General features: G+C 62.1%; 13 protein-coding genes. All 13 read right to left on the reverse strand.

Annotated elements, in window-relative coordinates; translation table 11 throughout:
- Window positions 1–11 precede the first annotated feature (11 nt).
- The 13 genes from CQ12_RS37695 to CQ12_RS37755 all read right to left on the reverse strand — a co-directional run bounded on the left by CQ12_RS37695 (window position 12) and on the right by CQ12_RS37755 (window position 12735).
- The gene (locus tag CQ12_RS37695) at window positions 12–674 is read right to left on the reverse strand and encodes an ATP-binding cassette domain-containing protein (protein ID WP_057840279.1); all 663 of its coding nucleotides are present in this window, start codon (window positions 672–674) and stop codon (window positions 12–14) included.
- Entirely contained in the window at window positions 671–1417 is a 747-nt protein-coding gene (locus tag CQ12_RS37700) for an ABC transporter ATP-binding protein (RefSeq protein WP_057840280.1), read from the reverse strand. Before CQ12_RS37700 ends, CQ12_RS37695 begins: the two co-directional genes overlap by 4 nt.
- Complete coding sequence (locus CQ12_RS37705; RefSeq protein WP_057840281.1) at window positions 1414–2406, reverse strand: branched-chain amino acid ABC transporter permease; 993 nt, start codon at window positions 2404–2406, stop codon at window positions 1414–1416. The genes CQ12_RS37700 and CQ12_RS37705 overlap by 4 nt, the downstream gene beginning before the upstream one ends.
- Window positions 2406–3302 (reverse strand): branched-chain amino acid ABC transporter permease, encoded by an 897-nt coding sequence (locus CQ12_RS37710; RefSeq protein WP_057840282.1) that lies wholly within the window; start codon window positions 3300–3302, stop codon window positions 2406–2408. The genes CQ12_RS37705 and CQ12_RS37710 overlap by 1 nt, the downstream gene beginning before the upstream one ends.
- A 95-nt stretch (window positions 3303–3397) precedes the next feature.
- Window positions 3398–4705 carry an ABC transporter substrate-binding protein gene (locus CQ12_RS37715; RefSeq protein ID WP_057840283.1) on the reverse strand — a complete coding sequence of 436 codons (1308 nt, stop codon included), beginning with the start codon at window positions 4703–4705 and terminating at the stop codon, window positions 3398–3400.
- 182 nt (window positions 4706–4887) lie between these two features.
- Entirely contained in the window at window positions 4888–5574 is a 687-nt protein-coding gene (locus CQ12_RS37720; RefSeq protein WP_057840284.1) for a cyclase family protein, read from the reverse strand.
- A gap of 37 nt (window positions 5575–5611) precedes the next feature.
- The gene (locus CQ12_RS37725; protein WP_057840285.1) at window positions 5612–6901 is read right to left on the reverse strand and encodes a TRAP transporter large permease; all 1290 of its coding nucleotides are present in this window, start codon (window positions 6899–6901) and stop codon (window positions 5612–5614) included.
- A 5-nt stretch (window positions 6902–6906) separates the two neighbouring features.
- Complete coding sequence (locus tag CQ12_RS37730; protein ID WP_057840286.1) at window positions 6907–7428, reverse strand: TRAP transporter small permease; 522 nt, start codon at window positions 7426–7428, stop codon at window positions 6907–6909.
- 96 nt (window positions 7429–7524) lie between these two features.
- Window positions 7525–8526: a TRAP transporter substrate-binding protein DctP gene (dctP, locus tag CQ12_RS37735; protein ID WP_057840287.1), complete on the reverse strand. Its 1002-nt coding sequence runs from the start codon at window positions 8524–8526 to the stop codon at window positions 7525–7527.
- A gap of 46 nt (window positions 8527–8572) precedes the next feature.
- Window positions 8573–9316 (reverse strand): GntR family transcriptional regulator, encoded by a 744-nt coding sequence (locus CQ12_RS37740; protein ID WP_057840288.1) that lies wholly within the window; start codon window positions 9314–9316, stop codon window positions 8573–8575.
- A gap of 115 nt (window positions 9317–9431) precedes the next feature.
- Window positions 9432–10130: a molybdate ABC transporter substrate-binding protein gene (locus CQ12_RS37745; protein WP_057840289.1), complete on the reverse strand. Its 699-nt coding sequence runs from the start codon at window positions 10128–10130 to the stop codon at window positions 9432–9434.
- Window positions 10127–12268: a xanthine dehydrogenase family protein molybdopterin-binding subunit gene (locus CQ12_RS37750; RefSeq protein ID WP_057840290.1), complete on the reverse strand. Its 2142-nt coding sequence runs from the start codon at window positions 12266–12268 to the stop codon at window positions 10127–10129. Before CQ12_RS37750 ends, CQ12_RS37745 begins: the two co-directional genes overlap by 4 nt.
- Window positions 12265–12735, reverse strand: coding sequence for a (2Fe-2S)-binding protein (locus CQ12_RS37755; protein ID WP_057840291.1), 471 nt, complete (start codon window positions 12733–12735; stop codon window positions 12265–12267). The genes CQ12_RS37750 and CQ12_RS37755 overlap by 4 nt, the downstream gene beginning before the upstream one ends.
- Between the last annotated feature and the right edge of the window lie 26 nt (window positions 12736–12761).

A 12761-nucleotide genomic window follows, 5' to 3' on the forward strand; every position in this document is an offset into this window, starting at 1 on the left:
CTCAGGGTTCACTAGGGTACGGGATTGGCGCCACGCTCGATCGTGAATTCCATGTCAATCAGGCCTCGCGAGTGATTCAGGTCCGATTGCGACATCAGCAAGGTCAGATCCTTGCCCTTGAGAGATGCAAGCACCTCCGAGAGCCGTTCCGAAAGCGCTGGTGCGATACCTTCGAACGGCTCGTCAAGCAACAAGCATTTGGTGCCAATGGCAAGCGCACGGCCGAGCGCGACCAGCTTTTGCTGTCCGCCGCTCAGCAGTAGCGCCTTACGCTGCCGCATCTCGGTGAGTTCACCGATCACCTCATAGACGAAGTCGAGTCGGGCCTTGCGGTCGAGATGTCTCGCGACCCACAACGGCAACATGATGTTTTCCTCGACCGTCAACTGAGGAACCAGGCAGCGATCTTCCGGCATATAGCCGATTCCAAGTGCTGCGCGCGCATGGCGCGGACGGGACGAGAGGTCGCTGTCTTCGAACCGCACCATGCCTCTGGCCGGCGTGAGGTGCCCCATGATTGAACGCATCAGCGTCGTCTTGCCGGCGCCATTGCGACCCACCAGACTGACCATCGCGCCTTTCGCGACATGCATTGTAAAACCGCGCAATGCCGGCATCGACTGGATCTCGACGACAAGACTGTCGATTGCAAGCAATGGCGCCGCGTTGTTCATCGCACGCCTCCGGTGACATAGCGGCGGACTTCCAGATTATTCAGTACGTCGGCGGGCAATCCGTCGGCCAGAATCCGGCCCTGATAGAACGCCACCACGCGATCGGCGTAGCGGCTGACGATTTCCATGTCGTGCTCCACAAATACGATGGTCGCTGCGTCGGGCGCGACGGCGTGGATGACGCGGTCCATGGTCGTGAATTTTTCTTCCGCCGATACACCGGAGGTCGGCTCATCCAGCAGCAGCAGTTTTGGGCGGCGCACCAATGCCATGGCGATGTCGATCAGTTTGCGCACGCCCCCCGCAAGCTCCGAGATCGGGCGATCAGCCAGATCGGCAAGACCAAAGCGTTGCAGCAACTCGACGGCCTTGTCTCGGCGGCCTTGGGCCTCCGCCGGCGCTCGGAGTGACATCCGTGTGCCGATGCCGGAAATCGCCACGGTGAGATTCTCGGCGGCGGTAAGCTCGACAAACAGTTGCGGAATCTGGAAGGAGCGGGAGATCCCAAGCCGGGCCACGCTTCGCGGCGAGCGTCTGCCGATGTCCATTCCGTCGAGCAGAATGGTTCCGCTATCGGGTTTGAGATAGCCCGTGACCATGTTGACGAAGGTAGTCTTGCCGGCGCCGTTGGCGCCGATCAGGCTGATTTTCTGACCGGCCGGAATATCGAGCGTAAGCGCATCGGCCGCAACCACCGCGCCAAAGCGCTTCTCAAGCCTGCTTACCGAAAGAACCGGGTTCACGGTGCGGCTCCTCGTTCGGCAGTGAGGGGAGGCGTTGCCGAAATGTGCCGCCGCCTGTGCCGATCCCTGATCCAGAGCGAACCGATGCCGCGCGGCAGAAACAGAATGACGCCCAGAAGGAAGACGCCGAGCACGAGCTGCCAGGTATTGGGCAAATAGAGATTCGAGAACGAACGGACCAGTTCCAGCGCCATCGAGGCGACAAAGACGGCGGCCACGCTCTGGTTGCCGGCAAGCACCGCCACAAAGACGAATTCGCCCGATGTGGTCCAGTATGCGAATTGTGGATCGATATGCCGCTGCGCCATCAGGGCAAAGGCGCCGCTGGCGCCGGCGAAGATCGCGGCGATCAGGAAGTTGATCGATATGATCCGGTTGGCCGAAAGCCCGAGATATTCCACTCGCAGATTGTTTTCGCGCACCGCAAGACTGGCGAGACCGAATTCGGACCGGAACAGGATGGTCGCGGCGATGCCGGCAAATCCGGTCACGATGACCGAGACGGCATACAGCATGAAGTCGGCCTCGCGCGGATCGGTGAAGCTCATGCCAAACAGGCTTGGCCGTCCAACATTGAACCCGTCGGAGCCGCCAAGCGCGGTCGATTTCACCAGCGCGCCGTAGAACACCATCGATAGGGCCAGTGTCAGCATGCCAAAGAAGATCCCGCTGTAGCGCGCGATCAACGGCCCGATGACCAGACCGAGCAGGCCGCCGCAAGCAGCGCCGACGATCACCTGCGCCACCGCGTCGGTGAGACCCCAGGTATTGGCGATCAGCGCCACGCCATAGCCGCCGGCGGCAAAGAACAGGCCTTGGCCGAACGACACGTTGCCGGTGCGCGCCAGCACGACGATGCCAAGGGCGATCAGCGCATTGGAGGCAGCAATCGTCGCCAGCGACAGGGTCCAGGTCGGTAGCGCGCGGCCGGCCAGCGTCACCATGGCGACAAGGGCGATCATGACCAGAGGATGTAGCCCTTTCTTCATCAAATCCGCCTTGCCGTTTCGCGCTTGAACAGGCCCTCGGGGCGAAACATCAGCACTGCCGCCATGATCAAATAGATCATGAACAGTTCGGCTTGCGGCATCAGATGCACAGAAGCGGCGCGCGCCAGCCCAACCAGAATCGCGCCGACCGCTGCGCCCTCGACGCTGCCCAGCCCCCCGATCACGACGATTGCAAAGCTCAGGATGATGACATCAGAACTGAGGCCCGGCTGCATCGATATTTTCGGCGCGGTCAGGGCGCCGGCGAGGGCGGCGAGCAGGACGCCGAACGCGAATGCGACGGCGTAGACGCGGTTGACGCGTACGCCCATGCTCACGCTCATTTCCTCGTTATGTATGACGGCAAGCACGATCTTTCCGATCACGGTGCGATTGAGGCCGAACCAGATCGCAAAGCCGATCACGGCTGAAATCGGTATCAGCACCAGATCGTAGCCGACGTAGTAAAGCCCCGCGAACTCGAGATTGCCGAACAGTTCGTATGGCTGTGTCGCATAGATCGGATTGACACCCCAGATCAGCTTGGTGACATCTTCAAGGATCAGAAACACAGCATAGGTCACCAGCAGCAACACCACTTCGTCCCGGCCATAGAACATTTTCAGGAGGCCGCGTTCCAGCAGAAGCCCGACGGCGGACGCGATCAACGCCACCGAGATCAGCATGGCGACGAACCCAACGCTTGGGGGGAGGCTGCGCGCGGCCACCATGGTTACGACGGTTGCCGCGATATAGGCGCCGAGGGCGTAGAAGCTGCCATGGGCGATGTTGAGGATCTTCAATACGCCGAAAACCAGCGTTAGCCCAAGGGCGACGATGAACAGCCACGAGGCCTGAATCAGGCCATCGAGAATGATCGTCAGAAAGAAGTTCATGGCGGTGGCGTCGCGCGGGTGGTCGGTGGATAGAGAAAGGCGGCGCGGAGTACGATCACGCGCCGCCGACGTACATCACTGGATGCCGGTGCGACCTAATTGCACTTGGCGCCTTGCATCCCGCCCTTGATCCACTCGATCGACTTCACGCCCGGGGGCGGGTTGACGCATTCGGCGGCAAAGTACTGGATATCAATCAGATCGACCCGCTTGAGATCCGGATTATATTTGGTGCGGCTGAAGGCGATCGGCTGAATCGCCTGATGGCCGTCGGCGAGCTTCATCTGGATCAGTCCGCCAGGCGACGGCCACTCCAGGCCGGTCATGGCTGCGACCATTTCATCGGTCGAAGGCTTCTTTCCGCCGTTCTTGCTCATGGCCTTTTCGACCGCGGCCTTCAATCCGAGAATCGATTGCGTAATGCGATAGGCGGCCTGAACGGGATAGACGCCATTGGCCGCCTCGTACCCCCTAAAGAGCCAATCGTTCAGCGGGGACTTCTGCGACATCAGACCATAGGAGCCCCGCGCGCCGATGATGGTGCCGTCGGGCATCTTGTCGCCGAGCGGCGGCAGCACATGATCGGCGGCGCTGAACACGAGCTGGCTACGCTTGGGCAGCCCGCGCGGAGCCGACTGCAGAACGAAGGCCTGCAAATCGCCGCCCCACAAGCTTGAATAGACCACGTCGGAGCCAGCGCCCACCAGCGCAGAGATTTCGGTACCGTATTGGCCTGCACCGAACTTGGGCAACAAGTCCGTCTGAACCTTGACGTTAGGATAGAGCTGCTGGGCAGCGGCGACGAAGTCGGCCCGGCTGTCCTGGCCCCAGGCGTAGTCCTGGTTGATCGCCGACAGCGTGTCCATCTTGATGTTCTTGGCCTTCATGTATCTGACGAGGCCGACATTATCCATCGTGGCATGTGCGGCAGTGCGGAAGACGTAGTTGTACTTGGCTTCCTCGAAGATACGTGGCGTGCCGCAATCCATCAGCACCAGCATCTTCTTCAATTCTTCGGCGATCGGCGCCACTGCCAGGCAGTCGCCCGAGCTGATGTAGCCGAGGACGACGTCGACATTGTCGCGCTGGTAGAGGTTACGCAGCTCCTGCACCTGCTTGGTGGCGCCGCCATTCTCGTCGATGATGACGGGCTCTATTTTCATGCCGCCAAATCCGACCTTCTCGTAAGGTGAGGGCACCGAACCCTTATTCAGCTGGTCGATGACGAACTGCGCGCCGTTGCGTGCGGGAACGCCGAAGCTGTCGGCTGCCGGCCCGGAGAGAAACGTTACAATACCGAGCTTGAAGGTTTCTTGCGCAGATGCCGGTGCCGCCACGGGAAGCGACATCGCAGCGACGGATGCAACTATAAGTGCGCGGTTGGCGCGCCAAAAATGATTCATGAACTCCTCCCTGATGTCGGCGGGTGTGCCCGCCCGATCGTCCGCACCTTTAATCAGGCGTCGGTTTTCTTTGGGATGAGTTTAGGCAAGCTTTTGCGGCGCGTCCATACACGCGACGTACAGAAGGGGAGCGGCCTGATGCCGCCTTTGGCGCCGCTGTGCCGCCAGTGCGGCAGGCTCCGTTACATATCAAACACCGCCACCGCGCGAATTGGCGAAGCCGTCCCGCCGCGCCACTTCATCGGCAGGCCGATGAAGGTGAACTGGCCGCGGCCGAGCAGCGCTTCGAGATTGCACAGGCTCTCGATATGGGTGATGTCGAGGTCGAGGCAGGCCTTGTGGACGAGTGCATTCACCTTGCCCTCGGGGCCTGGCCGCATCGAATCGATACCGAAATGCACGACGCCTTGCTGCGCCAGCCATTCGGTGGCGGCGATGTTCACGCCCGAATTATCGCTGGAATATTCCTTGCGGGGGAATGTCCGTTCGTGGTGACCGGTGCAGAGCAGCACGGTGCCACCCTTCGGCACCGCCACACCGGCTTTCGCCACCGCCGCCTCGAGGTCGGCCGGCGAAATCTCGGCGCGCGGTGCGATGTGGCGCAGGTCGATGCAGATGCCCGGCACGATGCATTTCTCCAGCGGATATTGGTCGATGGATATGCCGCTCTCGCCGAAATGCCGGGGTGCGTCGATATGGGTACCGGCGTGATCCACCATCGAGATGAACATCGAGGCCAGCCCGTGCACATTGCCGGACTCGGCAAAGGATTCCTCGTGCGTTTTCCAGACGCCGTGCACCACCGGCGGGTGGCCGGGATAACTCGGCGTGCGGTGATAAAGCTCTCGACTGAGGTCAACGATCTTCACGCGGTATCTCCTCTGCCCGCAAACCGCAGCGCCTGATCTAGAACCCGAACGCCCTCGGCAGCGCCAGCGACAGCCACGGCACGTAGGTCACGATCATCAGCACCGTAAACATCACGTAGTAGAATGGCCAGATCCCGCGCATCACCTCGTCGACGGAAACCTTGCCAATGGCGCAGCCGACGAACAGCGTCGTCCCCACCGGCGGCGTCAGCAGGCCGATGCCGAGATTGAGCAGCATGACGATGCCGAAATGTACGGGGTCGATGCCGAAGCTCTTGACCACCGGCAGCAGGATCGGGGTGCAGATCAGCAAGAGAGGCGCGAGATCGAGCGCCGTCCCCAGAACCAGCAGCATGATGTTCAACCACATCAGCAGCACATACTTGTTGCTCGATATCGCAACGAAGAATTCGGTCATCTTCGCCGGCATCTGCATCAGGGCGGCGACATAGCCGAAGCACGACGCGGTCGCGACCAGCGTCAGCACCATCGCGACCGTCTGCAGTGTTTTGTAGACCAACAGCGGCAGCTCGGACCATTTATAGTCCCGATAGATGAACATCGTGACAAAGAACGCCCAGACGCAGGCGACCGCACCGGCCTCGATCGGCGTGAAGACGCCCGTGAGAATGCCGCCGAGAACGATGACCAGCGTTATGATCCCCCATACGGCGTCGCCGAGCATCTTGAGCGCCTGCCGGATCGGGACCGGCTCTCCTTTGGGATGCTTGTCGCGATAGGCATAGAACAGGCAAAGCAGCATCAGCGAGAAGCCCAGCAGCAATCCAGGAATCACGCCGGCGAGGAAAAGGCTCGTGATCGACACCACGCCGCCGGTTGCCAGCGAATAGATCACCGAATTGTGGCTTGGCGGAACGATGATCGCCTGCAGCGAGGCGCTGATGGTCACGTTGGTTGCGAACACCCGCGGATAGCCCTTGGCGGCCATCTGCGGGATCATGACCGAGCCGATCGCGGAGGTGTCGGCGACCGACGACCCGGAAATGCCGCTCATGATCGTGGTTGCGAGGATATTGACCTGTGAGAGGCCGCCCCGGATGCGCGTGAAACCGACGACAACGGCCGCAAAGTCGACCAGCCGCCGGGCCATGCCGCCCTCGGCCATGATGGCGCCGGCCAGCACGAAGAACGGGATGGTCAGCATCGAGACCTTGCCGACGCCGCTGGCAAATTGCTGCATGACGGCGCCGACGGGCAAATCGATCCAGAGTGCGCCGACGAGCGCGGACAGTGCCAGCGCGTAGGCAATCGGCATGCCGATTGCGAAGAAGAGGCACATGCTGAGAAGCAGAACCGCGATATCCATGGGAGTTACTCGACCGGTACGTGAGCGTCAGCGCCGTCGCGCGGGGGCGGGCCAATGGTCAGCCGTTCGACGACGAACAGGAGCATCATCGCGCCGCTGACCACGATCGGAAGATAGGTGATGCCTACGGAAAGCCAGGGAAATTCATCCACCGAATTATCCCAGGTGGTCTGAACGAGCCGCCATCCCCAGACGACCATGAAGATGGCGATCACGCCCATCAATATCTCGCTGAGGAACAGCGAGGCGCGCCGCAGCAACGGTGGCAGCAGATCGGTGCCTACCGTCATGTTCATGTGGATGCGCTGGCGATAACAGTTGGCCGAGCCGATGAAGGTGATGCCGACGGTCAGCAGCACAGCCATCGGCTCGGGCCATGACGAGGCGCTGTTCAGGACGTAGCGGGTATAGACGGCCCACGGAATAACCGCAGAGACCAGGACGAGCGCCACGCACGCGATCGTGGCGCCGGTCCAGTAAACGGCATCGTTCACACGCCGGAAAATTCCGGCCGCAGAGTTGGACATTTTTGACCTCGAAGAATAACGGCGCCTCAATCGCGTCGGCAACTCGGCGGAGCGGCCGGAACGAACCTCCGGCCACTCGCGATAGCAAGCCGTGCGCTACTGCACCGCTTCGATACGCTTGACCATGGCCGCATACTTCGCGCCGTACTTGTCCCAAACCGGTTTGACGGCATCCTGGAACGGCTTCTTGTCGATGTCGGTGATGATTTCGGTTCCGGACGCCTTCATTTTTTCGATGGCCGCGTTCTCCGCTTCATACCAGAGCACACGCTGCTCGGCCTGCGCTTCCTTTGAAAACTTCTTGATCAGCGCCTGATCTTCCGGCGACAGCTTCTGCCAGGAAATGCGCGAGAACACCAAAAGCTCCGGAATGATCAGGTGTTCGGTCATCGTGAAATACTTGGCCACCTGATTATGGTTCTGCGCTATGAACGACGGTGGATTGTTCTCAGCGCCATCGACCACGCCCGTTTGCATCGAGCTGAACACCTGATCGAAGCCGAGCGCGACGCCGTTGCCGCCCAGCGCGTTCATGGTATCGACGAACAGCGGATTGCCCATCATGCGAACCTTGAGGCCCTTGAGGTCGGCAATGGTCCGGATCGGCCGCTTGTTGTTGTAGACGTTGCGCGAGCCGGCGTTCATCCAGCACAGTGCGATCAGGCCGGTCTTTTCGGCTGAGGAAATCTTCGCCAGCAATTCGTCGCCGATCTCGCCGTCGATCACTTTCTCCATATGCTTGGAATTGCGGAAGACGAACGGCATATTGAAGACGTTGACGTCATCCACCACGGGGCCGACGGCGCCTACCGAAATGCGGGCGATCTGCAGCGCGCCGAGCTGGGCCTGCTCGATCATCTCCTTTTCGCCGCCAAGCTGCATCGAGGGGAACATCTGGATCGTGAGCCGGCCATTGGTGGCGGCTTCCAGCTTCTTGCCCATTCGAACGACGGCTTCGACCGTCGGATAGCCGAGCGGATGAACGTCGGAGGCCTTCAGCACCATTTTGGTTTGAGCAAAGGCGGATGACAGCGGCGCCGTGGTTGCCATCGCTGCCCCGAGCCCTGCGCTCAACTTGATGAAGTCGCGGCGTTTCATGTCGTTCCTCCTGATGTTGTTTATCGTTTTATGGACTTTTCGAATTCTAGGGTCGCTCGTCGAAGTACTCCGGATTGATATGCTGGGTAGCCGAGATGTTCTCGATCAGGCTTTCGAGGTGGATTTCCATCGCCCGCCTTGCGCCCTCTGCGTCATGCGCCTCGATCGCAGTCAGGACGGCCTCGTGTTCGACGATCACCTTTGCGATCCGCCCGCGCTGGGGCAGGGTCAGCCGGCGATAGCGATCGACGTGAACCTTCACCTGCTGGATATATTTCCAGATTCCGGGATAGCCGGCGACCTCGGCGACTGTAGCATGAAACATTTCGTCGGCCTGATGGAACGTGTCGCTGTCTCCGGCCGCGCTGGCCTCGCGCTGGCGTTCCAGGATCGATTGCAGCGCCAGGATCTGGCTCGAAGTCGCACGCTCTGCGGCCATTCGCGCGGTGGTCTCCTCCAGCGCCTTACGGATGATGATGGCTTCGGGAAGCGCTGCCACCGGAATGCGCGAGACGAAGATGCCGGACTGCGGATAGATATCCAGCAGGCCTTCGTCCGATAATTTGAGAATCGCCTCGCGAACGGGGGTGCGGCTCACCCCGTAGGAGACGGCGATCTGCGCCTCGGAAATCGCTTCGCCGGGGCGGCGCTGCAGCGACACCAGTTCGCCGCGAAGGTCGGAATAGATTCTAGATGCTGCCGTCGCCGCACGCGGTCTGCCACTGCGGCGCGTGCCGGCGGCAATTCGGCGAACCGTTGGATCCGTCTTTTTCGGTGCACGGGCGGGCATGGCTGCTCTCTCAATTGATATATTAGTATATGAATTTGCGGTGGCAACCAGAAATCGTCATGCGCGGGGTTTGTTTCCGCACGCCTGCTGAGAGTCACGAGTTGAGGACGAGGGTCTAGCTGACGAAGCCAGCGCGCTTTCGCTGTTCACGCTGGTCAGCGCCGGTCAACAAGCCGATCAGCTCCTGGGCCTGTTGGGGGTGGGCCGCTGCGGTCGTGATGCCCGCGGTGTACATGGTTGCGAGTTCGCAGCCCGGCGGCAGCGAGCCGGACAGGGTTACGCCCTTGGTGCTAATGATCTCGGTTGACTGCGTGCACCCGATCGGACGTCTCGCGTCCGAGGCCGCCAGTTCGCGCATCGCCGTCGCGCCATTCGGGAAAATCCTGAGGCGATCGGCAGCCTGATCGCTGATACCGAGCTGCTGCAAGACATTTGCAACGTGAATTCCGGCCGTCGAGGCCTTGGTATCCGGCACGAAGACCGCATCAGACGCCAGAATGGCCTCGCGCAAGCCGACGGCATCCCTGACCGTGACGGGAGGATCGCCAGCGCGGACGGCGAGGGCGGTTTCGACCAGCCCGACATCGGCGATCGAAGCGGCGACAACCAGCTTCTCCTCCGCCAGTCTAGCGAGCAGCGCCGCGGTCAAGATGACGATGTCAGCCGACGCACCCTTGCGCAATTTGTCGGCCATGAGGCCGACCGCCCCGAACTCACCCGCGATATCGAATCCGGTTTGCGCTTTGAAAGCCTGCGTCAAGCTCCCGACAAGGCCCTGCGCCGCGCCGCCGCTCAGAATGTTCAGGCTGTTCATGAGGTCAATTCCATCGCGGCGATGATCCTATCGCGCGTGATCGGCAGATCGCGCACCCGCACGCCGAGCGCATCGAACACCGCGTTGGCGATGGCGGCCGTGACGGGGCCGTGGGCGGCTTCGCCTGCGCCGACCGGATCGATATCAAGACGTTGGATCAGTTCGACCTCAACATCGGGCACCTCGCTGAAGCGCAGGATCGGATATTCCGTCCAACCCGTGCTGGTGATGCGTTCCCGGTCGAAGCGCACGCGCTCCTTCAGCACCCAGCTCGTGGCTTGAATGGCACCGCCCTCGATCTGGTTGATCACGCCGTCCGGATTGATGGCCTCGCCGACATCGACCGCCAATGTCAGCTTCCTGACGGTAATCTCCTCGGCGCCCTCGATCTCGGCGATCGCGGCGCAATAGGCGCCGGTGTTCTTGTAGCGGCCAAAGCCGATGCCGTGCCCGATGCCGGGCTGCTTCTCCGGCTTCCACTGCGCGCGTCTGGCCACAGCCCGAATGACGTCCCGGGCCCGCTCATCCCGCAAGTGACGCAGCCGGTACGCGACCGGATCTTCGCCGCGCTCGGCGGCGATTTCATCGAGGATCGATTCAATCGCAAACACGTTGCCCTGCCCACCAAGCGTCCGCAGCGCCGAGGTGCGGATCGGCATCGTCGTCAGGCGATGGCTTTCGATGCGCCAGGATGGAAAATCGTAAAGCGGGACCGAGTTGCGATCGCTGCCGCCGCCATTGGCCTGCGGCGGATTGGTCGAGACCATGCGCGGAAACGGCTCCGCCAGTTCGAATCCGGCCAGCAGGGCGGGCAGCGCCGCACGCCCCGGGCGCGCGACGTGACCGTTGCCCCAGATCGAGTGTCGCCAATCGATGATTTCACCCTGCGCATCGAGATCGGCCTCGATTTCGATCGCCATCGCCGCGCCAAAGGGCGCATCCGACATCTCGCCCTGCCGCGACCACTGAACCCGCACCGGGCGGCCGCCGGCGGCCCTGGCGAGTAGCACGGCGTCGAGCGCGACGTCATCGGCAGCGTTGTGCCCGTAGCAGCCGGCGCCTTCCAGATGGTCGACGGTGATGTTCTCGGCCGGCATTTTGAGGACCAGCGCCAGATCCGCACGCAGGAGATAGACGCCCTGGCTGTGGGTCCAGACATGAACGCGGTCGCCGTCCCACTGCGCCATCGCACAGGACGGTGCGATCGATGCATGGGCGATGTAGGGGCGGGTGTATTGCCGCCGGATGGTTCGCGCCGCTGTAGCGGCCGGCGTCGCCGTTCTCTCGTCGATGACCGTCAATTCCGATGGCTGCGCCTTCAGGAACGAGGCCAGATCATTTTCATCGGGGAGGGGTTCGCCGTCGGACCAGACAGCGCCCTTGCGCAGGGCTCGAAGGGCCAGTTCCGCGCCATGCTCGGTTTCGCTGACGACGCCCGCAAAACTGCCATCGCGCACGATGGCGACGAGACCGGCCACCGCGCGGGCACCATCCTCGCTCAATTCCGAAAGCTTTGCGCGCGCATTCTCCGGCCGCAGCACGCGGCCGTGCAGCATTCCCACCGACGCCTGGTCGTGGATGAAGCGCGGCCGGCCGAATACCTTGTCGGGAATGTCGATCCGCTGGACGGAATGGCCAGCCAGCGCCCGCCGTGTTGCGATCTTTGGTGTTGCGCCCGGCGTGGCGTCGCGATCGAGCGAGACCTCGTCGGCCAGTTCCCAATAGCTAGTCCTGACATTGCCGGGGCCCGAAATGGTGCCATCCTCGATTTCGAGCGCGTCGATGTCGACACCCAGCCGCTCGGCCGCTTGTTGGAGAAATATCCGGCGCACCTCGGCGCAGGCATGGCGCAGCGCGCGCCCCGATTGCTGGATGGAGAGGCTGCCCGAGGTGACGCCCTCGTTAGGGCTGGCGACAGTCGACGCGCGGACCATCTGCACGCGCGACAGGTCGACATCGAGCTCGTCGGCGGCGATCTGCGCCAGCGCCGTCACGATGCCTTGCCCGATCTCCACCTTGCCAGGCGAGACGGTTACTTGTCCGGCGCTCGAGAATTTCAGCCACGACGACAGTTTCGGATTGGCCGCGAGGCTTGCCGGTAGTGCGGGCTGAGACGGAGCGGGGGCCGGCCGGTTCATCCTGCCGCCATTTCTTCCGCCGCACGCAACACCGCGCGCACCATGCGCTGATGCGAACCGCAACGGCAGAGGTTGCGATCGAGCGCCTCCTTCACCTCCCGGCTGGTCGGTGACGGATTTCGCCTCAGCAGCGCCGCAGCACTCATCAAAATGCCGGAGACGCAATAGCCGCATTGCAGCGCCTGCTCGGCGATGAAGGCGCGCTGCAGCGGATGCGGCCGTTCGCTCGTTCCAAGCCCTTCGATGGTCGTGACATCCTTGTCCGCCACCGACCACAGCGGCGTATCGCAGGCGGTTACCGCGCGATCTCCGACAATCACATTGCAAGCGCCGCATTCACCAGCGCCGCAACCAAAATGCGGTCCGGTCACGCCGAGCTGCCCGCGCAAAATATCCAGCAGCGACCGGTCGGGATCGGCGTCAACATCCAGCTCGACGCCGTTGAGGCGAAATCGAACGCTTGGCATCGAGGGAAGACCTTCGCTCGCGGCTT

Origin of the sequence: Bradyrhizobium jicamae (assembly GCF_001440395.1) — a bacterium.
GTDB classification, from domain to species: domain Bacteria; phylum Pseudomonadota; class Alphaproteobacteria; order Rhizobiales; family Xanthobacteraceae; genus Bradyrhizobium; species Bradyrhizobium jicamae.